The organism is Natronomonas salsuginis (assembly GCF_005239135.1).
In the GTDB taxonomy this organism is placed as follows: domain Archaea; phylum Halobacteriota; class Halobacteria; order Halobacteriales; family Haloarculaceae; genus Natronomonas; species Natronomonas salsuginis.
In genome coordinates this window covers 111,870-137,016 of sequence record NZ_QKNX01000006.1, presented here as the reverse complement: position 1 = coordinate 137,016, position 25,147 = coordinate 111,870, and the positions used below count along the sequence as shown (strand labels likewise).

The 25,147-nt window shown below is 65.9% G+C and carries 26 protein-coding genes; 10 read left to right on the top strand and 16 right to left on the bottom strand.

Features of this window, described 5'->3' with window-relative positions; translation table 11 throughout:
* Positions 1 to 45: 45 nt before the first annotated feature.
* The 3 genes from DM868_RS13375 to DM868_RS13365 form a co-directional block, all read right to left on the bottom strand.
* Entirely contained in the window at positions 46 to 885 is an 840-nt protein-coding gene (locus tag DM868_RS13375; RefSeq protein ID WP_137277337.1) for an alpha/beta fold hydrolase, read from the bottom strand.
* 83 nt (positions 886 to 968) lie between these two features.
* Positions 969 to 1,355, bottom strand: a complete 387-nt coding sequence (locus DM868_RS13370; RefSeq protein ID WP_137277336.1) for a hypothetical protein — start codon at positions 1,353 to 1,355, stop codon at positions 969 to 971.
* Positions 1,356 to 1,422: 67 nt separating this feature from the next.
* Entirely contained in the window at positions 1,423 to 1,842 is a 420-nt protein-coding gene (locus DM868_RS13365; protein ID WP_222845551.1) for an acyl-CoA thioesterase, read from the bottom strand.
* A 78-nt stretch (positions 1,843 to 1,920) separates the two neighbouring features.
* Between DM868_RS13365 and DM868_RS13360 the strand changes: the two genes are divergently transcribed.
* Positions 1,921 to 2,877 carry an alpha/beta hydrolase gene (locus DM868_RS13360; protein WP_137277334.1) on the top strand — a complete coding sequence of 319 codons (957 nt, stop codon included), beginning with the start codon at positions 1,921 to 1,923 and terminating at the stop codon, positions 2,875 to 2,877.
* 87 nt (positions 2,878 to 2,964) lie between these two features.
* Here DM868_RS13360 and DM868_RS13355 read toward each other — a convergent pair whose 3' ends face one another.
* The 3 genes from DM868_RS13355 to DM868_RS13345 all read right to left on the bottom strand — a co-directional run bounded on the left by DM868_RS13355 (position 2,965) and on the right by DM868_RS13345 (position 4,962).
* A complete protein-coding gene (locus DM868_RS13355; protein WP_137277333.1) occupies positions 2,965 to 3,186 on the bottom strand; it encodes a hypothetical protein in 222 nt (73 codons plus the stop codon).
* A 107-nt stretch (positions 3,187 to 3,293) separates the two neighbouring features.
* Entirely contained in the window at positions 3,294 to 3,851 is a 558-nt protein-coding gene (locus tag DM868_RS13350) for a DUF6663 family protein (protein WP_137277332.1), read from the bottom strand.
* Between the two features lie 25 nt (positions 3,852 to 3,876).
* The gene (locus DM868_RS13345) at positions 3,877 to 4,962 is read right to left on the bottom strand and encodes a geranylgeranyl reductase family protein (protein WP_137277331.1); all 1,086 of its coding nucleotides are present in this window, start codon (positions 4,960 to 4,962) and stop codon (positions 3,877 to 3,879) included.
* A 105-nt stretch (positions 4,963 to 5,067) separates the two neighbouring features.
* Between DM868_RS13345 and DM868_RS13340 the strand changes: the two genes are divergently transcribed.
* Positions 5,068 to 5,328, top strand: coding sequence for a hypothetical protein (locus DM868_RS13340; RefSeq protein WP_137277330.1), 261 nt, complete (start codon positions 5,068 to 5,070; stop codon positions 5,326 to 5,328).
* A 121-nt stretch (positions 5,329 to 5,449) separates the two neighbouring features.
* Here DM868_RS13340 and DM868_RS13335 read toward each other — a convergent pair whose 3' ends face one another.
* The 3 genes from DM868_RS13335 to DM868_RS13325 form a co-directional block, all read right to left on the bottom strand.
* Complete coding sequence (locus tag DM868_RS13335) at positions 5,450 to 6,118, bottom strand: TMEM198/TM7SF3 family protein (RefSeq protein WP_137277329.1); 669 nt, start codon at positions 6,116 to 6,118, stop codon at positions 5,450 to 5,452.
* A 76-nt stretch (positions 6,119 to 6,194) separates the two neighbouring features.
* Entirely contained in the window at positions 6,195 to 6,728 is a 534-nt protein-coding gene (locus DM868_RS13330) for an FxLYD domain-containing protein (RefSeq protein ID WP_137277328.1), read from the bottom strand.
* Positions 6,729 to 6,732: 4 nt separating this feature from the next.
* A complete protein-coding gene (locus DM868_RS13325) occupies positions 6,733 to 7,134 on the bottom strand; it encodes a zinc ribbon domain-containing protein (RefSeq protein WP_137277327.1) in 402 nt (133 codons plus the stop codon).
* A gap of 121 nt (positions 7,135 to 7,255) precedes the next feature.
* On the opposite strand from DM868_RS13325, the gene DM868_RS13320 reads away from it, so the two are divergent.
* On the top strand, positions 7,256 to 10,369 hold the full coding sequence (locus DM868_RS13320) for a BGTF surface domain-containing protein (RefSeq protein ID WP_137277326.1): 3,114 nt from the start codon (positions 7,256 to 7,258) through the stop codon (positions 10,367 to 10,369).
* A 34-nt stretch (positions 10,370 to 10,403) separates the two neighbouring features.
* Here DM868_RS13320 and uvrA read toward each other — a convergent pair whose 3' ends face one another.
* Entirely contained in the window at positions 10,404 to 13,337 is a 2,934-nt protein-coding gene (gene uvrA, locus DM868_RS13315) for an excinuclease ABC subunit UvrA (protein ID WP_137277325.1), read from the bottom strand.
* A gap of 239 nt (positions 13,338 to 13,576) precedes the next feature.
* Here uvrA and mdh point away from each other — a divergent pair, with 239 nt between their 5' ends.
* A complete protein-coding gene (gene mdh / locus DM868_RS13310) occupies positions 13,577 to 14,491 on the top strand; it encodes a malate dehydrogenase (RefSeq protein ID WP_137277324.1) in 915 nt (304 codons plus the stop codon).
* A 201-nt stretch (positions 14,492 to 14,692) separates the two neighbouring features.
* Here mdh and DM868_RS13305 read toward each other — a convergent pair whose 3' ends face one another.
* Together DM868_RS13305 and DM868_RS13300 are read right to left on the bottom strand one after the other, a co-directional pair.
* Positions 14,693 to 14,932, bottom strand: a complete 240-nt coding sequence (locus tag DM868_RS13305) for a ferredoxin (protein ID WP_137277323.1) — start codon at positions 14,930 to 14,932, stop codon at positions 14,693 to 14,695.
* An 89-nt stretch (positions 14,933 to 15,021) separates the two neighbouring features.
* Positions 15,022 to 16,845 carry a PAS domain-containing protein gene (locus tag DM868_RS13300; protein ID WP_222845550.1) on the bottom strand — a complete coding sequence of 608 codons (1,824 nt, stop codon included), beginning with the start codon at positions 16,843 to 16,845 and terminating at the stop codon, positions 15,022 to 15,024.
* Between the two features lie 93 nt (positions 16,846 to 16,938).
* Between DM868_RS13300 and DM868_RS13295 the strand changes: the two genes are divergently transcribed.
* Positions 16,939 to 19,203, top strand: a complete 2,265-nt coding sequence (locus tag DM868_RS13295; protein ID WP_137277322.1) for an ATP-dependent DNA helicase — start codon at positions 16,939 to 16,941, stop codon at positions 19,201 to 19,203.
* Positions 19,204 to 19,213: 10 nt separating this feature from the next.
* Complete coding sequence (cgi121, locus tag DM868_RS13290) at positions 19,214 to 19,720, top strand: KEOPS complex subunit Cgi121 (RefSeq protein ID WP_137277321.1); 507 nt, start codon at positions 19,214 to 19,216, stop codon at positions 19,718 to 19,720.
* Positions 19,721 to 19,747: 27 nt separating this feature from the next.
* Here cgi121 and DM868_RS15680 read toward each other — a convergent pair whose 3' ends face one another.
* The gene (locus DM868_RS15680; RefSeq protein ID WP_281280724.1) at positions 19,748 to 19,876 is read right to left on the bottom strand and encodes a hypothetical protein; all 129 of its coding nucleotides are present in this window, start codon (positions 19,874 to 19,876) and stop codon (positions 19,748 to 19,750) included.
* Positions 19,877 to 20,620 carry a beta-ketoacyl-ACP reductase gene (locus DM868_RS13285; protein WP_137277320.1) on the bottom strand — a complete coding sequence of 248 codons (744 nt, stop codon included), beginning with the start codon at positions 20,618 to 20,620 and terminating at the stop codon, positions 19,877 to 19,879. It abuts the gene before it with no gap.
* Positions 20,621 to 20,717: 97 nt separating this feature from the next.
* Between DM868_RS13285 and DM868_RS13280 the strand changes: the two genes are divergently transcribed.
* Positions 20,718 to 21,059 (top strand): hypothetical protein, encoded by a 342-nt coding sequence (locus DM868_RS13280; RefSeq protein ID WP_137277319.1) that lies wholly within the window; start codon positions 20,718 to 20,720, stop codon positions 21,057 to 21,059.
* A 30-nt stretch (positions 21,060 to 21,089) separates the two neighbouring features.
* Here DM868_RS13280 and DM868_RS13275 read toward each other — a convergent pair whose 3' ends face one another.
* Positions 21,090 to 21,746, bottom strand: a complete 657-nt coding sequence (locus DM868_RS13275; RefSeq protein ID WP_137277318.1) for a MaoC family dehydratase — start codon at positions 21,744 to 21,746, stop codon at positions 21,090 to 21,092.
* Positions 21,747 to 21,882: 136 nt separating this feature from the next.
* Between DM868_RS13275 and DM868_RS13270 the strand changes: the two genes are divergently transcribed.
* From DM868_RS13270 to phaC, 3 genes are all read left to right on the top strand, one after another.
* Positions 21,883 to 22,212, top strand: a complete 330-nt coding sequence (locus DM868_RS13270) for an AbrB/MazE/SpoVT family DNA-binding domain-containing protein (RefSeq protein ID WP_137277317.1) — start codon at positions 21,883 to 21,885, stop codon at positions 22,210 to 22,212.
* A gap of 68 nt (positions 22,213 to 22,280) precedes the next feature.
* A complete protein-coding gene (locus DM868_RS13265; RefSeq protein ID WP_137277316.1) occupies positions 22,281 to 22,826 on the top strand; it encodes a poly(R)-hydroxyalkanoic acid synthase subunit PhaE in 546 nt (181 codons plus the stop codon).
* Entirely contained in the window at positions 22,823 to 24,202 is a 1,380-nt protein-coding gene (phaC, locus tag DM868_RS13260; RefSeq protein ID WP_137277315.1) for a class III poly(R)-hydroxyalkanoic acid synthase subunit PhaC, read from the top strand. Before DM868_RS13265 ends, phaC begins: the two co-directional genes overlap by 4 nt.
* Here the strand turns inward: phaC and DM868_RS13255 are convergent.
* Positions 24,162 to 25,082, bottom strand: a complete 921-nt coding sequence (locus DM868_RS13255; protein ID WP_170964520.1) for a S26 family signal peptidase — start codon at positions 25,080 to 25,082, stop codon at positions 24,162 to 24,164. The genes phaC and DM868_RS13255 overlap by 41 nt on opposite strands.
* Positions 25,083 to 25,147 lie beyond the last annotated feature (65 nt).

Genomic DNA, 25,147 nt, shown 5'->3' with positions numbered 1-25,147 from the left:
CCGACGCCTGGAGCGGTGAAAAGGTTGCCGACCGGGACGCGCCGGTCAGTCGAAGAATCTTTCGAGCGCCGCTCGGTACGCCTCGGGCCGGTCCTGCATTACCCAGTGGTAGGCCTCATCGAGGTACTCCTTCTCCGCGTTCGGAAGATCCCCAGCGAGCCGGTCGGCCCACGTCGTCGAGACGAGCACGTCGTCACCGCCCCACAACAGCAGGGTCGGAACGTCGATCTCGGGGATCGCGTGAGCGACCTCGAGCGTGTGATTGGTGTTCGTGGAGACGGCGTTGCGCGCGAACGCCTGCAGCTCGCGGTCGCGTTCGAGGAAGGGGGCTTTCATCCCCGCGATGAACGCCTCGTTCTCGTCGTCGACGGTGCCCTCGCCGAAGACGAACTGAAACGTCTCGTCGAGCTCCTCTCTCGTCACGTCGCGCGCCTCGTCGGGTTGGCCCTGGCCGTGAATGAACGGCACCGGCCAGTTGTCGTAACACGCGGCGTTCGAGAGCACGAGTTTCTCGACGCGGTCGGGGTGGTGGGTCGCCAGCCGCAGCGCCGCCCCGGCACCGATGTCGTGGGCGACGACTTGGACCGACTCGTGGCCGAGTTCGTCGAGAAAGCCCACGAGCAGTTCCTCCTGGGCGCGAATCGACCGATCGTAGCCACCGGGGCCGACATGTTCGGTGTAGCCGTACCCCGCCAGGTCCGGAACCAGAGCGTGATCGGCGGCCGTGTAGACGTCTCTGAACAGATACCCCCAGGTGGGGATCCCGTGGACGAACAGCGTCGCCGAGTCGCCCGTCCCCTCCTCCCGGTAGGCGACGTCGAACTCGTGGAACTCCGTTTCGACGCGGACCGAATCCTGCGCTGCGACCCAGTCTGTGTGGCTCATACGGTTCCCGATCGAGTGCGACGGACAATAATAGTGTCTTTGCCAAACGGCAAACCGCGTTCCGATCGGTTCGATATCGGCGGCTAATCGGTCCCTTCGCCGAACGCCGGCACCGCCGCGGGCGGGTCGTCGGCCGGCTCCCGCGTCGAGAGCACGAGCGTCGAGAAGTCGGTCTCCGAGAGATTTTCGCGATCGAGCGCGCGGAGCCAGCCCGCCCGAACCGCCCACTGGCCGACGAATCCGCCGTCGGTGTCGAAGACCCAAAAGCGACAGTCGCGCGGCTTCCAGCCCGCCTCGTGGGTGTCGCGGAGCTCAGAGCAGACGTTGCCGAGATCGCCGTTCGTCAGCCCGGCGGCCGTTTCGTACTCGACGTGGATCGTCTCCGACTCGCGGGCGTGTCGCTCCACGTAGATGCCGAGGCTCATCAGGTTGCGTTCGAGCCGTTCGACGACCGCCGGTGACGACCCCATGTGCGGCCGGAGGACCGCCGCGAAAAAGAACCTGCCGACGCGGTCGTCCGGGCGATTCGGAGAGCGGTCAGGACAGCTCCGGCGGCTCGTCCTGAAAGGCGACGATCGCGTTCCGAAGCTCGTCGGGGACGCGCATCGGCGATCCGGACTCGTCGACCACGACGTGCGTCACGGAGCCGTCGGCGAGCAGCTCGCCGTCGGCGTTGCGGCACTCGTAGGCGAACTCGATGCTCGAGTCCCCGATTCGGGTCACCCGGAGCGAGTTCGTGAGCCGGTCTCGGAACGTCGCCGGCTTGCGGTAGCGCAACGCCACGTCGACGACGTGGGCGTCCCACTCGCGCTCGTCCACCGCGTCGAACGGGAAGCCGATCGCCTCCATGTACTCGTTGAACGACTCGTCCTGGTAGGTCGCGTAGTTGCCGTAGAAGACGATTCCCTGGGCGTCAGTTTCTTCGAACCGGACGGTGTTCTCGAACACCTCGTGCATGCTCGGAGGGGCGCTTCGGGACAGCATAAAGCCGCCGGGACGGTGGGACTAACATCCCCCGTCCCGTTGTCGCGAGATATGCCACCACGAGACAAGGGGCTCGATCCCCAGGCCGCCGCGCTGCTCGACCAGCTCGAATCCGGGATTTCGCCGCCTTCCTCGACGCTGTCGGTCGAAACGGGTCGGGAACTGCTCGACGAACTGTTCACCGTCGCCGACCCGGAACCGGTCGAAGAAGTCACCGACATCGAGATCGGGGGCCCGAACGGTCCGATCCCGCTTCGCATCTACGCACCCGAAACGGAAGACGGACCGGATCCGGTGCTCGCGTTCATCCACGGCGGCGGCTGGGTCCGCGGTTCGCTCGACGCCTACGACGGGCTCTGTCGCCGGCTGGCGAACCGCGCAGAAACGATCGTTGTCTCCATCGACTACCGGTTGGCCCCCGAACACCCATTCCCGACCGGCTTCGAGGACAGCTACGCGGCGACGGAGTGGGCGGCGACGCACGCGGCTGATCTCGGAGGCGACCCCGAGCGCGTCGCCGTCGGCGGCGACAGCGCCGGCGGGAACCACGCGGCGGCCATCGCGATCGCGGCGCGGGACCGCGACGGCCCCGATCTCGCCCACCAGTTGCTCGTCTATCCGGCGGTCAATCCGCCCTCGCTCCGATGGTTCGACGCCTACGACGAGAACGGGACCGACTACTTCCTCGAGATGGACAGCGTCGAGTGGTACTACGACCAGTACCGCAACGCCGCCGATATCGGCAACCACTACGCGTTCCCCCTCCGCGCGCGCGACCTCTCGGGGCTCCCCTCGGCGACGGTGATGACAGCCGGCTACGACCCCCTGCGAGACGAGGGCGAGGCGTACGCCGAGCGGCTCGACGAGGCCGGCGTCGAGACGGACTATCTCCACTACGAAGCACAGATTCACGCGTTCGTGAGCCTGTACGAATACCTCGACGAGGGGAAGGTGGCCATCGACGACGCGGCCGAGGCGTTGCGGTCGGCGCTGGGCGTGGACGGGTGAGAGACCGATAGGACCAGAGTAAAAGTAAAATGGGAAAAATGTATCTATAGTTTATATATTTGGCAGTGGTCACTCCTCACCGCGCAATCAGGCGTCTCTGAGTCGATCCAACCCGAGCGTCGCGAGGAAGAATCCGATCCCGAGATACAGGAGGGAGCGCGGGTCGCCGAGCCGCAACACCAGGTTGTTTCCGTATCCGATCAGCGTCCCCAGATAGCCGAGTATCGAGGTCGTCCAGCCGATGCCGGTGACGCCGGTGAGCTGCGTAAGCACGTCCTTCTCCGAGTTGAGTCGCTCTTTCACGGGCATGGATCTGCTCTCATGATGGTATGGTACCCATACCGACCACGATTATATAAAATTATTTTAACATTAGAAAGAATATACCAATTTCGTGAATTAACAGCTAACGTACGTCAGTCGTACGTGTCGGCCATCGTCCGCTCCAACAGCCCGTCCGGATCGAGGACGATGTACACGGCGACAAACGGCTCGTGGGGAGCGAGGATCCACACCGAGAAGGGCGGGTCGGCCCCCTCGGCGGCGCGGGCGACCAGCGGATCGAGCGGTTTGTGGCCGCCGCGGAACGCCGAAAAGAGGTCGGGGCTGCCGGGACCGTCGGCGAACGTGTAAACGACGCCGTTGGGGTTCCGATCGGTGCCGTAGGTCACACGGGAGTTCATCGCCTCGCCCTCGGCGCGGGCGGTTTCGAAACAGGTTCGAGCGGCCTCGAAGATCGGCTCGTCCGTGCGGCGGAACCGAAACCGGGTGTCCGTCTCGACGGTCGCGTCGACGAGCGCCGGCTCCTCGCCGTCCCAGGCGAGTTCGCCCGCGATTCGGTTGCCGACCGAGACGTTCGGCAGCGACGCCCGAGGGAGATACGCGGGATCCGCCGACGCCACGTCGAGCAGGAGCCACTCGTCGTCGGCCCGTCCCGGGAGCACCCGAAACGGCCCGTTCGTGGAACGCGTCATACCGTCCTCAGGGGGCCGGGGGAGATCAGTCCCACGACAGCATCGCCCGGAGCTGCGCCCGCGAGAACAGCGAGGTCGGTCGGTCCATGTGAACGCCGATCTCCCCCGAGAGCGCCCGCATCCCCGCACGCTGGATCGGTCGCGGGAGCGAATACCCTGCCCGAATGGCCGCCCCGAGGGTCTGCTCGCCGCCCAGTTCCGAGCGCCACGCGTGTTCGTACGCGTGGAGCGACGCGGGGCGCTCGGGATCGATCTCCCGGGCCGCGACGTCAGCGGCGCGCATCCCGTAGAGGATGCCGCCGCCGGTGAACGGTTTCGTCTGTCCCGCCGCGTCGCCGACGAGGAAGCTCCGTCGGCCGACCGTCCGGTCGGGCGGCCCGATCGGGATCGCCCCCGAACAGCGGCGGTCGATCTCGACGCCGTAATCGTCGACGAGCGCCTCGAACCGCCCAGGTGCGTCGTCGCCCGGCGCGACGGCGAGGCCGTACTCGACGCCGGCCTCCTGTCGAGGGATGCGCCACGCGAAAAATCGTGGCACGGTCAGGTGAACGTCCACGAAGTCGTCGTCGTCGACCTCGTCGGAGAAACCCAACACGCCGTGGAGCAGTTCCTCGGGCTCCGGCAGCCCGACCGCGGTTCGGACCTTCGAGCGCGGGCCGTCGGCACCACAGACCAGCCGAGCCGTGAACGTCTCGACGCCGTCGGGGCCGTTCGCCCGGACCTCGACGCGGTCGGCGAACTCCTCGATTCGGGTGACGGTGTGGCCCGCGCGAACGTCGGCCCCGGCCTCGCGGGCGCAGTCGGCGAGCGTCCGGTCGAGTTCCACCCGGTCGATCGCGTTCGAGACAACCTCGTCTTTATAAAATGGGTGGGCGGGGCTGTCGGCCCCGCCGAGGTGAAACCGCGCGCCGTAGATCTCGTTTTGCAGGAGTTCGGCGCGGGCCGACTCGGGGACGAACTCCCAGACGTCGAGGCTGACGTGGCCCGAGCAGGCGAGCGGGAGCCCGATCTCGCCGGATTCGAGCGCGAGCACGTCCCACCCTCGTTCGGCGGCCGAGCGCGCAAAGCGCGAGCCGGCCGGTCCCGCCCCCACGACGACGACGTCGTACATGGTTCCAAGGGGGTGTCCAGCGGTCAAATATCCACCGCAACGGGGACGTGCGTATAAATCGGGTGCGATCGCCGGACCGGGAGCCGATAAATAAACTCGGGCAGCGTGGCAGTACCGACGGCGAAGGGGACTGACGCCGACCGCGGCGGCGCGCGCTCGGCGGCCGGGCTCGAAGACCGTGAGAGCCGGCTGCGAGCCCTCGCGCAAGGGATGAGCAGCGCAGCGTCGCGACCGCAGGGCGCGAGCGAGCAGCGCAATCGGTTGGGGAGGCGGTGGGGCGGTCCGTTGGACCGGGCGGTCGAGTACACTCGACCGTATATAAAGAAACGCTGTGCAACCGTATATACACAACATCCAGAGCGGTAGCGGATGACAGCGGACGTTCGAACCGGAACGGTATATGAAAGAACCGGGTACTTCCGCGAGAGTGTTTATAAAGCAGTTATAAACATACGCCCGTCGCGGGACGCCGACTCGGCCGCGCCGACTACTCGCCGTTCCCGTCGCCGAACACCCGACCGACGCCGGGGATGATGGTCGCCAGTCGCGCGACCCAGCCGAGTTTGAACAGGCCGATCTGCGAGAGGACGCCGAGGACGAACATCGCGCCGAACAGCGGCACCTCGACACCGAGAAGCGGCGTCGACCCGAGCGGATCGAAGAGGATCGGATCGAGCGAGAAGCTGTCCCGGACGGCGGTCAGGTTCGCGAGCGTCACCGCACCCGAGGCGAACGCCGCGCCAACGAACGCGGTGATGAACATCAGCGCGAACTTGGTGAGCGTGAAGCCGATCGCCGCGGCGACGAACCCGGCGGCGATCATCACGAGGTACCGAACGAGGCCACCGTCGGTGAAGATCGGCGTGATGACGTACAACCCGATGTACGCGCCGACGACGAACGCCGGGATCGCCGTCGCAAACGAGAGCGCGACGTACGCGAGCGCGGCCCCCAACGCCCCGCCGACGACGATCGCGGCCGCGAACGCGACCACGCCGCCGGTACCGAACGCGCCCACCAGTTGCGGGGCCATGACGTACCCGCCGCCGACACCGATGAGAAAGCCGAGTAGGGCGGTCGCGTACACCGACAGCGCCGCGCCGAAGAACACCAACACCAGTCCCGCAAGCACCAATCCGATATCGACGAGTTCCATACCGCCCACTCATGGGCCAGTGGAATAAGTTTGGAGGCCGTATCGGGGATGGAGTTACCGTACCGAGGCGCGCAGCTCACGGCCCGACAGTCAGTTTCACGCCGGCCTCCTCGAACGCCGACAGCTCCCGATCCGGCCCGAACCGGACGAAGAACTGCTGGCTCGCGCCGGCACGAAGTCTCGTCAGTCGAACGTCCGCCGAGTCCAGCGACTGACCGCCCCCGTCGTACAGCGTTACGTCGATCGTAACGCGCTCCGCCGGGCCGTCGCCGACGTTCGCAGCGGTCCCCGTGACGACGACGGTCGCGTCCGCGGTGTCGGCGTCGTGCAGCGTTGCGTCCCACTCGTGTTCGACGCTCGGCGAATCGAAGACGCCGAATCCGACCAGAAATCCCGCGACGCCGGTCGAGAGGAGCACCAAAAAGCAGAGCCAAACCACGGGCGCGACAGCTGGAATCCGCGCTCGAAGCGGTGCAATCGAGAGCGCGAGCGCACCCCCGACCAACAGCGCCACGCCGCCCCACGCCGAGTGCGCGAGGACGAACCCGGAGAAGACGACAGCAACGACACCGAGCACCATCGCCAGCACGTCAAGAGTGGTGATTCGCATTGGGTCAGACCGCGACGAACGCCACCGCGCCGACGACACAGAGCGCGGCCGTCGCTGCGGCGGTCGGTCGAGGACCAATCGGTCGACCCAAACGCGATTCGATGAGCGTCTGGACCGGCGGGAGGACGAATAGCCCCGCGAGCACGAAGAACACCCCCGCGCCCGCCAACAGCGTCGATAACCCGACGACCACGCCGAGATAGCCGAGGGCGTACTGGACCCGGTGGCGGAGGTCGTCGGCCGATCCGCCGGTTGCCGATCCGCCGCTATCGACCAACTGCTGCGCTCGCTCGTCGATGAACTGAGAGAGCCGCCGGCTCGCTTCCTCGGTCTGTGGGGTGGCACAGCTCGGACAGAAGCGGGCAGACTCCGTAAGCTCGGTTCCGCAGTTCCGGCACGACGGCATCGGTAATCGCCGGGACGTACCCGGGGAGTATATATCAAGCTCCGGTCTGACTCAGCATCGGAAACTGATTCCCGCCAACGGTTGATAAGGGATCGCGAAGAACGTCGCCGTAGACGGTCGTATGTCGAACGATTCGCCCGCCCGAGCATTCGGGATCCGCGTCAGCCCTCCATGCCGGCGGAGCGTCCACCTCGTCGCGGTGGCCGCGTTCGTCCTACTGGGCATCGCGCTCGTCGGGACGCCGGTCGCCGCGGACGGACCGACGGTCGATAACGTGACCATCGCGGACGACGAGTCCCGGGTCGGTATCGAGGACGACCACACGGTCGCGGTCGAGGCGACCGGCATCAACACGACCGACGGTCCCGCGACGGTGACCGTCGAGCTATCCGGATGGAGCGCCGAAGCGATCGGTGACGATCCGAACGTGGAGATCCGAACCGACGGCGTGGAGGTAGTCGGGTCGGTCGAGACCGACGGAACGGAGACGACGTTCGAGATCGACGACGACTCGAAGACGGAGATCGACCTCGACGCGACGATCGAGTTCAGGCTCGAACACCCCATCGAGTCGTCGGTCGACGGGGCGATCTACGAGGCCGGCGTCGAAGTGACCGACTCGAACGGAACCGCCGAGGCGAACGCGACGCTCACTCTCGCGCGACTCGCCTACGAGGTGGACGGCGAGGAGCGATTCCCGCCGTCGACAGAGTTCGTCTTCCAAAATCAAACCGTGACGGTGAGGAACCTCGACCCCGACACGGCGTACACGCTGTACGGGTTCGATCCCGACGACGGCGCGCTCGGGGAGCCGATCGAATCGGTCGATTCGACCGGCGGCTCCGGAACGATCGACACCGGAGCCGAACCGCTCGACGACGGCTGGTACGTCGTCCACGGAGACGAGATCGCCACTGTCGAGGCGAACGCGTTCCGCGTCCAATCGCACCGGTTGGCGGCGACGCCGGCCGACGACGCGGTCGACGCGGTCGGCGACGGGGCCGACACGGACGTGACGATCGAGTCCCCACTTCGGACGACGGCCTTCGACGTGAACGTCACGTCGGCGGAACTGGACGCGGCCGAGCTGTTCGACGTCTTCGACGGCGAGGCGAATCCGAACGTCGAGCGGATCGAGGGCTCGGAGACGACGATCCGAGTCGAGGGCGTCGAGTCGGGCGATTCGATCCCGGTGACCTTCGAGCCGGTTCCGGCCGCCACCTACGGCTTCGAGTTCGCGGCGACCGACACGAACGCGCGTGACGGCGCATCGGTCGCCGTCGAGGAGCGCGACGTGAGCGTCGAGTTCGGCAGCGACGTGTTCGAGACGGGGGCGGGCGGCATCGTCGAAATCGACGTCAGCCTCGAAGACACCGGGGAGGCGTACGTCATCGTCGGCGGTGACGAGGAACGCGGGGGGAGCGTTCTGGAGAACTACTTCGACGTCCTCCACGTCGAGGGCGATACGACGATTCGCGTTAACACCCGACTGCTCGGGACGAACGTGCCGAGCGAGGAGGTTTACCTCGCCGAAGGGGGATCGGTGACGAGCTACCTGCACGCGCCCGAGGACGAGGCCTTCGACGACGTGACGTTCGAGGGCGACGCCGACGACCTCGACGCGTTCAGATCGGCGATTGGCGTTGGGGCGCTCCCCCGACCGTTACAGCCGGGACGATACCGGCTCGTCGCCGGCGTCGGCGGCTCGGTCGTCGTCCGCGACGACGGCGTGCCGGACTTCGAACGCCCGGTGGCCCGATCGAACCTGCACATTACGGACACCGATGGGTTCGAAAACGTCACGACGTACGTCGCCCCGGAGGGGAGCGCGAACGACATCGACGACTCGGACGCGATCGACGAGGAGTTGACGAGCCAGTTGACCGAGCGCAAGACGGTCGCCAAGGGCGATCGGCTCGTCTTCGAGATCGAGGCGCGCGGACTGACCGGCCTCGTCTCGTGGCTGGACGAACGACTGGGGTCGAACGGCCCCGGTCTCGATCCGCAAACGCTCACGACGCTTTTGGAGTTCCCGGACGGCCTCCGTATCGATGGCGAGCAGACCAATCCGGGACAAAACGAACCCGCCGCCGTGCTGGATATCGACGGCGCGACCGACGGTGAGCTGTATCTCGTACCCACGCCAGCGAACGGGAACGACGGGAGCCCGTCGTACGATCGCTACTACCTCGTCGTGGACACGCGGGGAATGGCGGCGTTCGACCGCGAGCCGATGCCCGGCGACGAACTCCGCTTCGAGTTCGGCTACGACTCGACCGGGAAGGTGAACTGGTTCGGGACGGTCGACCACGACGCGGTCGATCCGAACGGCGCGCCACCGCACTTCCCGTACGCCGACGCGGACGCGGGCAACGACACCGAAACGAGAGTGGTCACGATCGAGACACCGTCCGTGGAGTACGATCGCGTCGACGGCCAACGACGACCGATCCTTCGACACTCGGAGAACGGAACGCTGACCGGACGGACGAATCTCGCGCCCGGGACCGACGTGACGGTCCAGCTCCTTTCGGGGGCGCGCGCGCGAAGCGCGATCAAGGACGTCGAGATCGGAGCCGACGGGACGTTCAACGTGACGCACGACCTGTCGGCGCTCGACCCCGGCGAGACCGTCAAAGCGGAGTTCTACGCGGACCAACGGCTCGTCGACAAGCGCGACGCGATCGTCATCGGCGAACGCGAACCGCTGGTGAACTATGAGATCGCGGAGGTCCCCGACAACGTCAGCGTCGAGTCGGGCGGATCCCTCGAAGCCATCACCGCGACCGTCGAAAATCGCGGATACATGACCGAGGAAGGGACTGTCGAACTCGCGATCGACGGCGACCGGGTCGGCAACCGGTCGGTCGAGCTCGACGGGAACGAGAGCGCGACGATCGATTTCGACGACGAGACGGCGTCGCTCGATCCCGGCGAGTACACGTACACGGTTTCGACGAACGACGACGAGGCGTCCGGGCGGCTCCTCGTCGAGGGCGACCGATCGGTCGATGCCGGCGGAACCGACACCGACGGGGGCGAAGACGAGTCGTCGTCAGGGATGAACAGGACGACCGCCACGCCCGTGGACGACACGACGAAAACGCCGTCCGACGAGCCCGAGGAGCGCTCCGGCCCACTCGGGTTGTTCCCGGCCCCGCCGATCGGTGCGAGAAGCGCCATCGGCGGTGCGGCGGTCGTCGGCGCGGTACACGTCCTCGGTCACTGGATCTGATCGAAAAGCGACGGCGACGATACGTGATCGAGTATCAGTCGTCGCCCGCGGCTCGGCGACCGCCGGCGCGTGGTCCCTCGATCTCGACTGCCGGCAGGTGATCACGGAGATACCGCCCGGTGTGTGAGGCGTCGACCTCCGCGATCGCCTCGGGCGTCCCCTCGGCGACGATCTCGCCGCCGCCCTCGCCGCCCTCGGGGCCGAGGTCGACGATGTGGTCGGCGTTCTTCACGAGGTCGAGTTCGTGTTCGACGACGATGACCGTGTTGCCGTCGTCGGTGAGTCGGTGCAACACGTCGATGAGTTTGCGCTCGTCCTCGCTGTGGAGGCCGGTCGTCGGCTCGTCCAGCAGGTACAGCGTCTCTCCGGTGTCACGCTTGCCGAGCTCCTCGGCGAGTTTGATCCGCTGGGCCTCTCCGCCCGAGAGCGTCGTCGACGGCTGGCCGAGCCGCATGTACCCCAAGCCGACGTCCCGGAGGAGTTCGAGCCGGCGACGGATGCCGCTGTGTCCCTCGAAGAACTCGTGAGCCTCGTCGACCTCCATGTCGAGCACGTCCGAGATCGTCGCGCCCTTGTAGGTGACTTCGAGCGTTTCGTCGTTGTAGCGCGCCCCGTCGCACTCCTCGCAAGGGACGTACACGTCCGAGAGGAAGTTCATGTCGATCTTGACGGTCCCCTGCCCGCCGCAGGACTCACACCGCCCGCCCTTGACGTTGAACGAGAATCGGCCCCTCTCGTAGCCGCGCTGTTTCGAGAGCTTCGTCTCGGCGAACAGCTCGCGGACGTGATCGAAGACGTTCGTGTACGTCGCGGGGTTCGAGCGGGGCGTCCGGCCGATCGGTGACTGATCGATGAGGCGGACGGTCTCAATCTCGTCGATCCCCTCGATGGTGTCGTGCTCGCCGGGGAACACGTCCGTGTCGTTCATCCGGCGGACCAGCCCCTTGTAGAGGATCTCGTGCAACAGCGTCGACTTGCCGGAGCCGGAGACGCCGGTGATTGCGGTGAAACACCCGAGCGGGAAGGAGACGTCGACATCGGCGAGGTTGTGCTGGCGCGCCCCGCGGACGGTGAGATAGCCATCGGGGTCGCGGCGCGTCTCGGGAACCGAGATTGTGCGCTCGCCCGAGAGATACGCGCCGGTGATCGACCCGTCGGCGTCGATGACATCCTCGACGCTCCCGTTGGCGACGACCTCGCCACCGCGCTTGCCGGGACCGGGGCCCATGTCGATGACGGTGTCGGCGCGCCACATCGTCTCCTCGTCGTGCTCGACGACCACGAGCGTGTTGCCGAGATCCCGGAGCCCTTCGAGGGTGTCGAGCAGTTTGTCGTTGTCGCGCTGGTGGAGCCCGATCGACGGTTCGTCGAGCACGTAGAGCACGCCGACGAGACCGGAGCCGACCTGCGTCGCGAGCCGGATCCGTTGGCTCTCGCCGCCTGACAACGTCGACGCCTCGCGGTCCAGCGTCAGGTACTCGAGGCCAACCTCGTCCATGAAGCCGAGTCGGGCGCGGATCTCCTTGATGATCTCCTCGGCGATCGTCCGTTCGCGCTCGTCGAGATCGGCGTTCAGATCCTCGAAGTGGTCGAGGGCGTCGCCGATCGACAATCGGTTGGCCTCGGTGATCGACGTGCCGGCGACGAGGACGGCCCGCGATTCGGGCTTCAGCCGTGTCCCCTCGCAGGACGGGCACGTCGTCGTCGCCATGTAGTCCTCGATGTGCTCGCGCGTGCTCTCGGAGTCGGTCTCGAGGTACCGGCGGTCGAGGTTCGGGACGACGCCCTCGAAGCGCTTTTGCTTCCGCCGGGTGCCGTTTTTCGTCCGCCGCTCGAAGACGACCTCCCGCTCAGTGCCGTAGAGGAACTGCCGCTGGACGTCCGAATCGAGTTCCGAGAAGGGCGTCTCGACGCTCACGTCGAAGTGTGCGGCCACGCTGTCGAGGCGGGTCCGATAGTACGAGCGGTTGTAGCTCCACGGCTCGAAGACGTCCTTGATCGGCTTGTCGGGGTCGCGAACGACGAGGTCCTCGTCGACCTCCTTCGTCTCGCCGATCCCCTCGCAGTCGGGACAGGCTCCGTGCGGGGAGTTGAACGAGAACGACCGGGTCTCGATCTCGGGGAGATCGATCCCACAGTGCGTACACGCGAGTTCCTCGGAGAACTCGACGACGAGTCGGTCGTCACCGTCCCCCGCGAGATCGCCGGTGCTTCGCGTCTCCGAACCGATGTCGGCGTCTTCGGGCGGATCCGGAAAGATGATCTTCAGGACGCCGTCGGCCTCGTCGAGGGCGGTCTCGACCGAGTCGGTGATCCGCGAGCGGGCGTCGTCGGTCAGTTTCACGCGGTCGACGACGATGTCGACGGTGTGGTCGTAGTTCTCGTCGAGATCCGGGCGGTCGATCGAGAGGTCGAACTCCTCGCCGTCGACCTCGACGCGGGTGTACCCCTCACCGACGAACTCGTCGAAGCGGTCCTCGAAGGCACCCTTCTGGTCGCGGATGACGGGCGCACAGAGCTTCGCGCGGGTCCCTTCGGGAAGTTCGAGCAGACGACGGACCATCTGCTGGGCGCTCTGTTCGCCGACCTCTCGCCCGCACTCGGGACAGTGTGGCGTGCCGACGCGAGCGTACAGCAAGCGGAGGTAATCGTGGAGTTCGGTGACGGTCCCGACCGTCGATCGGGGATTGTTGGCGGCGTTCTTCTGGTCGATCGAAATCGCGGGCGAGAGGCCCTCGACCGTCTCGACCTGCGGTTTGTCCATCTGCCCGAGGAAGTTCCGGGCGTAGGCGCTGAGCGACTCGATGTAGCGCCGCTGGCCCTCGGCGTAGACGGTCTCGAACGCGAGCGATGATTTGCCCGATCCGGAGAGGCCGGTGACGACGGTGAACTCCTCGCGCGGGATGGACACGTCGATGTCCTTCAGGTTGTGCTCGGAGGCACCTCGGACGACGATGTCGTCGGTCATTGTCGGCCGAAGGGGGCGCGAGCGTGAAATGCTGTCGGTTGCGGCGCTCGTCTGAACGGTTCGTGGTTGAGTGAGGTCGCAGTGGCGAAGCCGTTCCCACGTACGCCGGTTGACGTGAGGCAGTTCGACGGAAGGCGAAAATGGCTCGTTTTGGGCCGCTGCCGCGGGGTTAGAACGAACAGGCACCCAACGAAGAAGGACAAGAGTTAATCGGCTTCCACACCCCCTTTCGAACGGTTATGACGAAGGTTAGCATTATCGGAGCCGCGGGGACCGTCGGCGCCGCTGCCGGCTACAATATCGCATTGCGCGACATCGCCGACGAGTTGGTGTTCGTCGACATTCCGGACCAGCGGGAGACGACCATCGGGCAAGCCGCCGACACGAACCACGGGGTCGCCTACGACGCCAACACGAAGATTCGACAGGGAGAGTACGAGGACACCGCCGGCTCTGACGTCGTCGTCATCACCGCCGGGATCCCACGCCAGCCGGGACAGACCCGGATCGATCTCGCGGGTGACAACGCGCCGATCATGGAGGACATCGGCTCGTCGATCGACGAGTACAACGACGACTACGTCTCGATCACGACCTCGAACCCAGTCGACCTGTTGAACCGACATCTCTACGAATCGAGCGACCGCGACCGCCACTCGGTCATCGGTTTCGGCGGCCGACTCGATTCGGCTCGGTTCCGATACGTCCTCTCGGAACGCTTCGACGTCCCCGTCAGAAACGTCGAGGCGACCATCCTCGGCGAGCACGGCGACGCGCAGGTGCCCGTCTTCTCGAAGGTCCGCGTCGACGGAACCGATCCCGAGTTCACCGACGACGGGAAAGCGGAGATCCTCGGTGACCTCCAAGAGTCAGCGATGGACGTCATCGAGCGGAAGGGCGCGACCCAGTGGGGCCCAGCGACCGGCGTCGCCCACATGGTCGAGGCGGTGCTGCGCGACACCGGCGAGGTGCTTCCAGGATCGATCGTCCTCGACGGCGAGTTCGGCTACGAGGACACCGCCTTCGGCGTGCCGGTCAAGCTCGGTTCCGGGGGCGTCGAGGAGGTCGTCGAGTGGGATCTCGACGCGTACGAGACCGAACTGATGGACGAGGCGGCCGAGAAGCTCACGGAGCAGTACCGAAAGATCAGCTAACCGAGCGCGAGGACTACTCGCCGTCGAGTTCGGGGCCGGCGACGCCATATTTTTCCGGCAGTCGATCGCCCGTCAGCGATGCCCACTCGCGGAGTCGGCGGGCGTCGAGACTGTCGTTATCAGACATCGTGGTACACCGTCGCGTAGAGACGACAGTATCGACCCATATAATCGTTTCGTCTAATGTCTTCAATCCGACGGTCACACGATCCGGTCGCCGTCGTCGTAGATCTCGATCGCGTCGACCGGGCAGACCCTCGCCGCGAACTTCGCGTCGAATTCGGCGTCCTCCGGGATCTCGCGTTCGAAAACGCTCGGTTCGACCTCCTCAGCGTCGGCCAAATCGGCCTTTCCCTCGTCTTTGTTCTCCTCGAAGGCGTCCCACTCGGCAACGCACTGGAACATCCCGATACAGGTGTCGCGGTCGAATCGCACGTGCATACCCCCCGATTCGGGCGAGGGGATCAAAGAGGTGACGACAAGTGCGAGCGGTGCGGAAACTGATCGACTCCGACGGTCAAACGGTCGGCTCAGACGGTCGTAACGTCGCGGATCTCGAACCGCGCGCCGCCGACCTCGGCGTCGCCGATCGAGACGGTCCAGCCGTGGGCCTCGGCGATCTCGTTGACGATCGCGAGGCCGAATCCGGTCCCGTCCTCAGCGCTCGTGTGGCCGGGATCGAACACCGACTCGCGTTCGGCCTCGTCGATCCCCGGGCCGTCGTCGGCGATGTAGAAGCCGTCGTCCAGCGCACCGATCCGAACGGTGACGCGTTCGCCGCCGTGTTCGATCGCGTTTCCGAGGAGGTTCTCGACGAGGTTCCGGAGCCGATCGGGGTCCGCTCGGAACCGCAAGTCGCCGGCGACTTCGATCGAACCGTCGTCCGTCTCAGTCGTCCGCCAACACTCCTCGGCGACCGACGACAGCGACACCGTCTCCGGCTCGCCGACGGTGTCGCCCTGCCGGGCCAGCGTGAGCGTGTCGTCGACGATCGTATCCATCCGATCGAGCGCGTCGAGGGCGGCGTCGAGGTTCGCCGCCCTGTCGGCTTCGCCCTCGGCCTTCGCCAGTTCGATCCGCCCCGCTGCGACGCTCATTGGCGATCTGAGGTCGTGACTGACGATGCCAGCGAACCGTTCGAGCCGGTCGTTCTGTCGCTCGAGCTCCCGCTCGCGATTCTTGTACGCCGTGATGTCGCGCTGGAAGCCGACCCAAGACTCTGCCTCGCCGTCCTCGGACAACAGCGGACTGATGCTGACCCGGTTCCAGAACGGTTCGCCGTCCCTGCGGTAGTTCTTGATTTCTACCGTCGTCGCCTCGCCGGTATCGATCGCTTGGCGGAGTTCGTTCACTGACTGCTCGTCTGTCTCAGGGCCCTGGAGGAAACGACAGTTCTCGTCGATCGAGTCCGATCGCGGGTAGCCGGTCATCTCGACGAACCGGCCGTTGACGTAGATCATCGGGTTGTCCTCGCGGCTCGGATCGGTGATCGTGATCCCGACCGGGGCCTCGTCCATCGCCCGCGTCTTCCGCTCGAGTTCTCGCTCGCGGCGTTCGAGCGTCTCCTCGCGGCTGACTTCCTCGCAGACGTTGCGCAGGATGCCGACGCTCCCGCGGAACTCCTCGCCCTCGTACGGCAACACGGCCATGTGATCGCGACACGGGATCGGGTCGCCGTCTTTCGGGACGACATCGACGTAGAACTGAGTGGTGTCGGGGCCCTCGTGTGAGAGAATGTCGCCAAGTTCGCGCTCGGCCGCCGCCACGGCCTCGTCGTCTTTGATGATGTCCGTCGAAGCGCCGATTATCTCCTCGCGCTCGTAGCCGGTCAGCTCGACCATCGCGTCGTTGACGTAGGAGAACACGCCGGTCTCGTCGACGACGTATATCGGGTAGTCGAGCGCGCGCAGGACGGTCGAGTAGCGATCGGCCTCGATCCGCGTGTGATACTTCTCGGCCGCCTGTCTGACCCGATTGGCGAGCCGGCGCTGTTGGTCCGGACCGCCCTTCTGGAAGTAGCCCGTGACGCCGGCGTTGACGGCCTGGCTCGCGATCTCCTCGGACCCCTTGCCCGTGTAGAGGACGAACGGGAGCAGCGGGTGATCCTCGCGGATCGCCTCGAACAGTTCCAGTCCGCTTCGTCCCGACATTTCGTATTCGCTCACGACGCAGTCGAACGACTCCGTCTCGAGTCGCGACAGGGCGTCGTCGGGGGTGGTTTCGGACGTGACGGAGACGTCGGCCAACTCCCGGTCGGGAAACGCCGCAGTGAGATCAAGAATCGATCGATTGTCGTCAACGTGGAGGACACGCACCGTCCGTCGATCGGCACGTATCGCGCGCGCGTCGAGCACGAAGGCGTGTTATCACCATTAGTCGTTAAAACGGATCCAGGGTTCGGTCGCCGATACGATCATTTACATTCGGTGACGCACAAGCGGGGACCAATGGACGTTGCCGAGGTCTCCGGGGTACCGCCGTGGGTCGCGGATCACCTCCAGGAGGAGGGTATCGAGTCGCTGTATCCGCCGCAAGCGGAGGCCGTCGAGGCGGGCGTCGCCGACGGCGACAGTCTGGTGGCGTCGATCCCGACCGCCAGCGGCAAGACGCTTATCGCACAGCTTGCGATGCTGTCGGCGGTCGAGCGGGGCGGGAAGGCGCTGTACATCGTCCCGTTGCGGGCGCTGGCGAGCGAGAAGCGCGAGGAGTTCTCCGCCTTCGAGGCCCACGGCGTCTCGATCGGCGTCTCGACCGGGAACTACGACGAGAGCGGGGAGTGGCTCTCCGGGAAGGATATCATCGTCGCGACGAGCGAGAAAGTCGACTCGCTCGTGCGAAACGGCGCGCCGTGGGTCAACGAACTCGACTGCGTCGTAAGCGACGAGGTCCACCTCGTGAACGACCCGAACCGGGGGCCGACGCTGGAGGTGACGCTCGCGAAGCTCCGCCGGATCAACCCGAGCCTACAGGTCGTCGCGCTCTCGGCGACCGTCGGCAACGCCGAGGTGATGGCCGAGTGGCTCGACGCCGCATTGGTCGACTCGGCGTGGCGGCCGATCGAGCTCAAGACGGGCGTTCAGTACGGACAGGCGCTGCACTTCGGCGACGGATCCCAACGCGAGTTGCGCGTCGGGTCGAACGAGAAACCCACCGAGGCGATCGTCCGAGACACGCTCGCGGAGGGCGGTTCGACGCTCGTGTTCGTCAACTCGCGGCGGAACGCCGAGGGGGCCGCAAAGCGGCTGGCGAACACGAGCCGCGACGGGCTCGACGACGAGGAGCGCGAGCGGCTCGCCGAACTCGCCGAGGAGATCCGAGGCGTCTCCGACACCGAGACGAGCGAGGACCTCGCGAACTGCGTCGAGGAGGGCGCGGCGTTCCACCACGCCGGCTGTTCGAGCCAACACCGGTCGATCGTCGAGGACGCCTTTCGCGACCGGCTCATCAAGGTCGTCTGCGCGACGCCGACGCTCGCGGCGGGCGTCAACACTCCTTCCCGACGCGTCGTCGTCCGCGACTGGCGGCGGTACTCGGGGGAGGCGGGCGGGATGCAGCCACTCTCGGTCCTCGAAGTCCACCAGATGATGGGTCGGGCGGGCAGACCGGGGCGCGATCCCTACGGCGAGGCGCTGCTGCTCGCGAACAGCCACGACGAACTGGACGAACTGCTCGATCGCTACGTCTGGGCCGACCCCGAGCCGGTCGAGTCGAAACTGGCCCGCGAGCCCTCGATGCGGACGCACCTGCTCGCGACGGTCGCCTCCGGCTTCGCCGATTCGCGCGAGGCGCTGTTGGAGTTTCTGGATCAGACGCTCTACGCGACGCAGTACCGCCACGGCTCCGACGGGGGCGACAACCTCGAGCGGATCGTCGAGACGACCCTCGAGTATCTGGAGCGAAACGGGTTCGTCGACCGCGGGGAGACGATCGAAGCGACGAACCTCGGCCACACCGTCTCGCGGCTGTATCTCGATCCCATGAGCGCCGCCGAGATCATCGACGGCCTCGAAGCGGGGGGAACGCCGACCGCGATGGGGCTGTACCACCTCGTCTCGCGGACCCCAGACATGTACGAGCTGTACCTCCGGTCGGGCGACCGCGAGGAGTACACGATGTTGGCCTACGAGCGCGAATCGACGTTCCTCGGCGAGATGCCCAGCGAGTTCGAGGAGGGACGCTTCGATGACTGGCTGTCGGCGCTGAAGACAGCGCGGATGCTCGAAGACTGGGCGAGCGAGATCGACGAGAGCGAGATCGCGGAGCGCTACGGGGTCGGGCCGGGTGACATCCGCGGGAAGGTCGACACCGCCGAGTGGCTGCTCGGCGCTGCGGAGTCGCTGGCGAGCGAGCTCGGCCTCGACAGCGTGCGGGCGATCGCGGAGGCCAGAACGCGCGTCAAACACGGCGTCCGAGAGGAGCTGATCGATCTCGCGGGGGTCCGTGGCGTCGGACGAAAGCGGGCCCGTCGGCTCCACGACGCGGGTATCGAGACGCGCGCCGAACTCCGGGAGGCCGAGAAGGCGGTCGTTCTGGCCGCCCTCCGCGGCCGCGAGAAGACGGCCGAAAACGTGCTCGAAGCCGCCGGCCACCGCGACCCGGATATGGACGGGATCGAACCGGATGCGACGGCGGTTCCGGACCGAGACGACGACCGCGAGGGAGCGACCGCCGGACCGGCGGGGCCGGACCAATCGAATCTCGGTGATTTCTGATGGTGATGGCATGCGCCTGATCGAGGGGATCGCGAACGTGGATGGCGACCGGTTCGAGGACGTCGGCGAACTCGTCGCGGCGCTCGGTCGAATCGGCGACGAGCACGGCGTGACGGTGCAGGCGTTCGACGCCCGATACGTCGTCTCGGAACGGCATCTCGAACGCGCCGTCGAGCTCGCCGACAGGGCGCGCGACCGCGGCGAGGCGGTCGCGCGCGACCGCGCCGTCGAGATCACGCTGTACGCGGCGGGGCGGCGACAGATCGATCGGGCTCTGGAGATGGGTATCTCGACCGGCGAGACGCCGGCCGTCGTCCTCGTCGACGGCTCTGGGGACGAAGCGAACGCCGGCGAAGCGGTTCGCGAACTGCTCGCGCCGGCGGAGACGCTCGGTGACTACGACGAACGTCTGGTGCGTGCGTTCTACGATATCGAGGATGTCGAACTGAACGCGACCGACGCGGATCTCGAATCGCTCGTCCTCGAACGGGTGGCGCTGCTCGTCATCGATCGGTGACGAACCGCGAGGAGCGAGGCGAGAAAGTCACAGCAAGAAGACATCGGCGGGATCAAACGACTGCGAGCAATCGCGACACCGATAGGTCATCCCGCCGTCCTCCGACGCCAGTTGGCCGTCGCACTCCGGACGGTTCGAGCCGGCGCGTCCCGACATCTACCACTCCATACCGCCGTTGACGCCGAGCACCTGGCCGGTCATGTAGCTCGAATCGTGGCTGGCGAGGAAGCGAACGATACCGGAGATATCGTCGACCGTCGCGAACCGATCCAGCGGAATCCGCTTGAGGATGTGCTCTTTGACCCGGTCGGGAACGTCGGAGAGCATGTCCGTCTCGACGAAGCCGGGGGCGACGCAGTTGGCGGTGGAGCCTTCGGAGGCGAGTTCGAGCGCGAGGGTGCGGGTGAAGCCGAACAGCCCGGATTTGGTGGTCGCGTAGTTCGCCTGCCCGTAGTTGCCCTGCTGGCCCACCACGCTCGAGATGTTGATCAGCCGCCCCTCCTCCGCCGATCGTATGTCGTCGAAACACGTCTTCGTGCAGTTGAACACACCGCCGAGGTTGACGTCGATGACGCGCTCCCAGTCCTCGCGAGTCATGTTCTCGAACTTCTTGTCGACCGTGATCCCCGCGTTGTTCACCAACACCTCAATCGGCCCGAACTCATCCGTTATCGCTTCGCACATCGACCCGACCGCCGCGCGGTTCGAGACGTCAGCCTGCGCGAGCATTGCCCGCCCGTCGCCGTCGTCGATTCGCTCCTTGACCGCCCGCGCCTCGTCTGACGACGATCGGTAGTTGACCGCCACGTCCGCACCGTGTGCGCCCAACTCCTCAGCGATCGCCCGCCCGATTCCCCGCGATGCGCCCGTGACCAGACACGTCCGTTCTGCAAGAGTCATGCGATAACATATAGCATGTCTTCGGGAGAGAATATAAAATACGGTGTCGCCCGGAGCGTGGAGAGGATTTATCCCGCCCGCGGGTATCTGCTTATATATGTACGATCCCGACTCGACGACGTTCGCACAGCGGATCATCCTCTGTTGCATGGTGGATCTCGCCGAGCGAGGTCGGACGCCGGTCGACGCCGCCGCGATCCGATCGGCAGCGCGAGATCTGCTCGAACGGGCGGACGGCCAGCCGATCGGCGGGCTCTCGGAAGCGGATACGGTGCGCGCGCTCGGCGGATTGGCCGAAGCGGGAATGCTCGACGAGCAGCGCCCCGAGGACCGATCGCCGGTCGGTAAGGGACGACCGCAGTACGCGCTCGATGCGAACGCTGCGGAGCTTCGTAAAGCGTTAGAAAGCGACGCGGATGTCGGATCGATACTGAACTGAGACGTCGTCGCTCGGAGAAAAGTTGAGACCTCAGGCGTCGTCGATCGGCGCGTCGTCGATGAGCACGACGGCTTCGCCGTCGATGACGGGATCGTCGTCCTTCGCGACGCTCGTCCGGATGCGGAACTGATCGCCGCCGAGATCCTCGACGATCTCGACGGTGGCCGTGACGCGATCACCGATCCGGACGGGGGCGCGGAACTCCAGATCCTGTGAGAGGTACACGACGCTACCGGGGAAGCGGGCGAGGGCAGCACTTATCAGCCCGGAGACGAGGATGCCATGCGCGATGCGGCCGTTGAACCGTGTTTCCTCGGCCCACTCGTCGTCGAGGTGGATCGGGTTCGTGTCGCCGGAGGCCGCGGCGAATCGCTCGATGTCCCGCTGGGAGATGGTCTTCGTGAACCGGACCAAATCGCCCACCGAGAGTTCGCCGTCGATCTCTCGATGGGCCGCCCACTCGTCAAGGTCCTCGCCAGCTTCGATACGGCGCTCCTCGGCCGCGCCGAGTGCGACATCGTTTCGGGTGCCGTTCGTCGTTCGCTTGCCGTTCGTCGCCTGCCGGGAGCCGAGCATGGAGATCGCGGCCTGATTGGCCGCTCGGTTGGCCTCGAGGAAGGTGTTGAAGACGCGAGAGGATGCCGCCGCCCACGTTTCGAACGGCATCGAATACGAATCGTTAGTCATCTCTGGACACTGTACGGGCTTCTGATACTAAAAGGTGGTGACCGAGTAGGTTCTGATAGGTCTCGTATGGTTTTTATAACCATTTGACACCATTCATCAGAAGTTTTATTCTCGTTCGTCCGCTCACGTACAGCCAATGGCCGACGAAAACGAAACGCAAGACGGGATACTGTGGCCGCCGAACATGCTGAAAGCGATGCAGGAGACGTCCGAGAAGGCGACGCGACAACAGCAAGAGGCGCTACGAAACCTGTTCATGGGTGGTGGAGCGTCGGGGACGCCTGATCTCGGGACCATCTCCGAACAGCTTGGGACGATGACGCAGATGGCGACGTTCAAGACGCGGATCCAAAGCGGTGGCCGGATCTCGATTCCCGACGCCGAGCGCGAGGCGCTCGACATCGGCGAGGGGGACATCGTCCAGACGGTCATCGTCCCGGTCAAGCGGAACAGAGACGACGAGTGAGGCGGGACGTGTCAACGCGTCGTGAGTAATGCCCGGATTTTTGTGGCCCAGCCGAGGATACACCAATAATGAGTGAATATACCAAGGACGTACAGGTGGAGTGGAACGAACTGGTCGAGAACATGAACCAGGCGGTCGCGGCGTCGATGGAGCAGAACATGGAGGCGAGCGCGGCGTTCATGGAGTCGTGGGCAGACGCTGTCGAGGACTCGATGCCGACCGAAACGGAGTGGGCGAGCAGCGTCGAGGGGTACAACGAGGCCTACGAGGTGTGGATGGACGCCACCGAGGAGATGTTCGATCGGACGGCCGACGCCGCCGAGGGCGAGGAGGTCTCGGTGACGGAGTTCCGCGACATCTGGCTCCAGAGCGCCAACGAGGCGTTCAAACAAGTGATGGGGACGTCGGCGTTCGCCGCGGCGAACGGCCGGCTGGTCAACGCGATGATGGAGATGCGCGAGCAGGCAGACGAGATCGGCGAGGAGACCCTCGTCCAGCTCGGCATGCCGACCCGCTCGGACATCGATGAGGTCGGCGAGCGGCTCGTCGAACTGGAGCGCAGACAGCACCGCGTCGAGGAGAAACTCGATCGCATCATAGAGAGTCTCGAATGAGCGCCAACAACCCGTTTTCGTTCGCGTTGAACGTCCAGCGCGAACTGCTCGAAACGGCGGTCGGATCGGTCCAACGCGGCGCGGTCGCCGGCGAACAGGTCGAACGGATACAGGACGTCGAGGTGGGACAGACCCCAAGCGAGGTCGTCTACGAGGAGAACAAACTCGAACTGCTGCACTACGAGGCGCGAACCGACGAACAGCACGGGACGCCGATCCTCGCGGTGTACGCGCTGATCAACAAGCCGTTCATCCTCGACCTCCAGCCCGACCGAAGCGTCGTCAGGCGGCTGCTCGACGCCGGCCACGACGTCTACCTCATCGACTGGAACGAGCCCTCGCGGCTCGATCGCCACCTCACGCTCGACGACTACGTCAACCGCTACATCGACAACTGCGTCGACGTCGTCCGCGAACGCTCGGGAGTCGACCGCATCAACGTCCTCGGCTACTGCATGGGCGGGACGATGTCGGCGATCTACACCGCCCTCCACCAGGAGAAGGTTCGGGCGCTGGGGCTCATGGCTGCTGGGCTCTGTTTCGACGGCGAGGGCGGCGTCCTCGAGCTGTGGGGTGACGACGAGTTCTACGACCCCCGCGACGTCGTCGACGCCTACGGAAACGTCCCCGCCGAGATGCTCGATATCGGGTTCGCGCTCATGGATCCAGTCGCGAACTTCGTCTCGAAGTACGTCCGCCTCTACGACAACCTCGAGAACGACGACTTCGTCGAGAACTTCGCCCGCATGGAGCGGTGGCTCTCCGAAGGGATCGACCTCGCCGGCGAGACGTACGTCCAGTTCCTCGAGGAGATCTACCAGTCGAACAAGCTCCACGACAACGAGATGTACCTCGGCGACGAGCACGTCAACGTCGGGTCGATCGACATCCCTGTGTTGCAGATCGTCGGCGAGTACGATCACCTGATCCCGCCGGAGACGAGCAAGCCGTTCAACGACGTGGTCGCCTCCGAGGAGACGGATATCTTCGAGCATCCGACGGGGCACATCGGGCTGTCCGTCTCGGGATCGAGCCACCAGGCGCTCTGGCCGAAGGTCGCCGAGTGGTACGTCGAGCACTCGCCCGACGAACCGGCCGCAACGGACGGCGCGGAAGGGGCGGGCGACGAGCGCGACCAAGCGGTCGAGATCGAGATCGAATCCCCCGGCGACGACGAGCGCGTCGCCGAGTCGGACGCGAAGGGCACCGACGTCGAGGCGATCGACGGGATCGGGCCGACCTACGCCGAGCGGCTCAGAGACGCGGGGCTCGGCACGGTCGAGGCGTTACGTGACGCTGACGCCGCGGCGGTCGCTGAGGCTGCCGGGGTCGGCGTCAAGCGGGCCGAGGGGTGGCTCGAACAGGCGCGGCAGTAACGTTCGCGCTTGCGGGAGAGGTGTCCCGCGTCGCGGACGGCTCGAGTGGATCGGCGACCGCCGGTTCGACCGGCGTCACCATGACGCCGGAGAGCAGCAGTCTAACGTAGCCGAGGTACGGAACCCGCAGCTCAGCCGTTCCGATGATCCAGTCGGGACGAACCGGCGCCGACAGCCGGGACGCCTGATCGTAGTGTCTGTTCGTGAGTTCGTTGTCGCCCTTCGTGATGAACCCGGCGTGGGGGGCGGGACAGTGGTTTAATTCCTCGCAGTTCTCGGCGTCACCGATCCGGGCGGGGTCGGCACGATCGTACCAGTTCTCGTCGGCCGAGACCCAGAACATCGCGCGGTGGATGATCGGAGTGTCCGCGGTGTTGCCGTTGGGCCGAAAGACCATCACGTCGCCGGGGCGATTGAACTCTGTCCGACCGTTTCGCTCGGCCACGTCGGCGGGGACAACGCCCGTCGAGACGCCGTCGGCGACGATGGCCCCGTCCGGGACGAACCGATCGGTGTCGACGAGGAAGACGAGATCTCCGCGCTCCATGTTCGGTTCCATGCTCCCAGATTCGATGGCGACCATCGGCGGCCAAACGCCGCTGGCGGCGAACAGGAGAAGGCCGATTGCGACGACGATAACGAGGCTCGTCAGGGCGTCGCGCACGTACACCAGCGAGCCCGTATCGCCCCGCCAGAACCACCGGATCCAGCCGATAACGCCCGTCGGCGAGTCAGCCGTATCGGCGTCGTCGTTGGGCCGTCGACGAGAGCGCACTGGGGATGGTTCGGACTCACCTCGTGGCTCGGCGTCGGCAGGGTATTCGAACGGATCGGCGTCGGACGAGTCGTCCGCTGAACGCTCGTCCGCTCTATCGGTCATTACCGTGTCGTAGCGGGGGGTCGAATGTCAACGTTCTGGGTTCGTCGTTGGGTGATCCCCGCCAC

What these genes read in the sequence shown, in the direction of transcription:
- DM868_RS13375 (WP_137277337.1), bottom strand. Translation starts at nt 885, where the DNA reads ATGAGCCACACAGACTGGGTCGCAGCGCAGGATTCGGTCCGCGTCGAA.
- DM868_RS13370 (WP_137277336.1), bottom strand. Translation starts at nt 1,355, where the DNA reads ATGGGGTCGTCACCGGCGGTCGTCGAACGGCTCGAACGCAACCTGATG.
- DM868_RS13365 (WP_222845551.1), bottom strand. Translation starts at nt 1,842, where the DNA reads ATGCACGAGGTGTTCGAGAACACCGTCCGGTTCGAAGAAACTGACGCC.
- DM868_RS13360 (WP_137277334.1), top strand. Translation starts at nt 1,921, where the DNA reads ATGCCACCACGAGACAAGGGGCTCGATCCCCAGGCCGCCGCGCTGCTC.
- DM868_RS13355 (WP_137277333.1), bottom strand. Translation starts at nt 3,186, where the DNA reads ATGCCCGTGAAAGAGCGACTCAACTCGGAGAAGGACGTGCTTACGCAG.
- DM868_RS13350 (WP_137277332.1), bottom strand. Translation starts at nt 3,851, where the DNA reads ATGACGCGTTCCACGAACGGGCCGTTTCGGGTGCTCCCGGGACGGGCC.
- DM868_RS13345 (WP_137277331.1), bottom strand. Translation starts at nt 4,962, where the DNA reads ATGTACGACGTCGTCGTCGTGGGGGCGGGACCGGCCGGCTCGCGCTTT.
- DM868_RS13335 (WP_137277329.1), bottom strand. Translation starts at nt 6,118, where the DNA reads ATGGAACTCGTCGATATCGGATTGGTGCTTGCGGGACTGGTGTTGGTG.
- DM868_RS13330 (WP_137277328.1), bottom strand. Translation starts at nt 6,728, where the DNA reads ATGCGAATCACCACTCTTGACGTGCTGGCGATGGTGCTCGGTGTCGTT.
- DM868_RS13325 (WP_137277327.1), bottom strand. Translation starts at nt 7,134, where the DNA reads ATGCCGTCGTGCCGGAACTGCGGAACCGAGCTTACGGAGTCTGCCCGC.
- DM868_RS13320 (WP_137277326.1), top strand. Translation starts at nt 7,256, where the DNA reads ATGTCGAACGATTCGCCCGCCCGAGCATTCGGGATCCGCGTCAGCCCT.
- uvrA (WP_137277325.1), bottom strand. Translation starts at nt 13,337, where the DNA reads ATGACCGACGACATCGTCGTCCGAGGTGCCTCCGAGCACAACCTGAAG.
- mdh (WP_137277324.1), top strand. Translation starts at nt 13,577, where the DNA reads ATGACGAAGGTTAGCATTATCGGAGCCGCGGGGACCGTCGGCGCCGCT.
- DM868_RS13305 (WP_137277323.1), bottom strand. Translation starts at nt 14,932, where the DNA reads ATGCACGTGCGATTCGACCGCGACACCTGTATCGGGATGTTCCAGTGC.
- DM868_RS13295 (WP_137277322.1), top strand. Translation starts at nt 16,939, where the DNA reads ATGGACGTTGCCGAGGTCTCCGGGGTACCGCCGTGGGTCGCGGATCAC.
- cgi121 (WP_137277321.1), top strand. Translation starts at nt 19,214, where the DNA reads ATGCGCCTGATCGAGGGGATCGCGAACGTGGATGGCGACCGGTTCGAG.
- DM868_RS15680 (WP_281280724.1), bottom strand. Translation starts at nt 19,876, where the DNA reads ATGTCGGGACGCGCCGGCTCGAACCGTCCGGAGTGCGACGGCCAACTG.
- DM868_RS13285 (WP_137277320.1), bottom strand. Translation starts at nt 20,620, where the DNA reads ATGACTCTTGCAGAACGGACGTGTCTGGTCACGGGCGCATCGCGGGGA.
- DM868_RS13280 (WP_137277319.1), top strand. Translation starts at nt 20,718, where the DNA reads ATGTACGATCCCGACTCGACGACGTTCGCACAGCGGATCATCCTCTGT.
- DM868_RS13275 (WP_137277318.1), bottom strand. Translation starts at nt 21,746, where the DNA reads ATGACTAACGATTCGTATTCGATGCCGTTCGAAACGTGGGCGGCGGCA.
- DM868_RS13270 (WP_137277317.1), top strand. Translation starts at nt 21,883, where the DNA reads ATGGCCGACGAAAACGAAACGCAAGACGGGATACTGTGGCCGCCGAAC.
- DM868_RS13265 (WP_137277316.1), top strand. Translation starts at nt 22,281, where the DNA reads ATGAGTGAATATACCAAGGACGTACAGGTGGAGTGGAACGAACTGGTC.
- phaC (WP_137277315.1), top strand. Translation starts at nt 22,823, where the DNA reads ATGAGCGCCAACAACCCGTTTTCGTTCGCGTTGAACGTCCAGCGCGAA.
- DM868_RS13255 (WP_170964520.1), bottom strand. Translation starts at nt 25,082, where the DNA reads ATGACCGATAGAGCGGACGAGCGTTCAGCGGACGACTCGTCCGACGCC.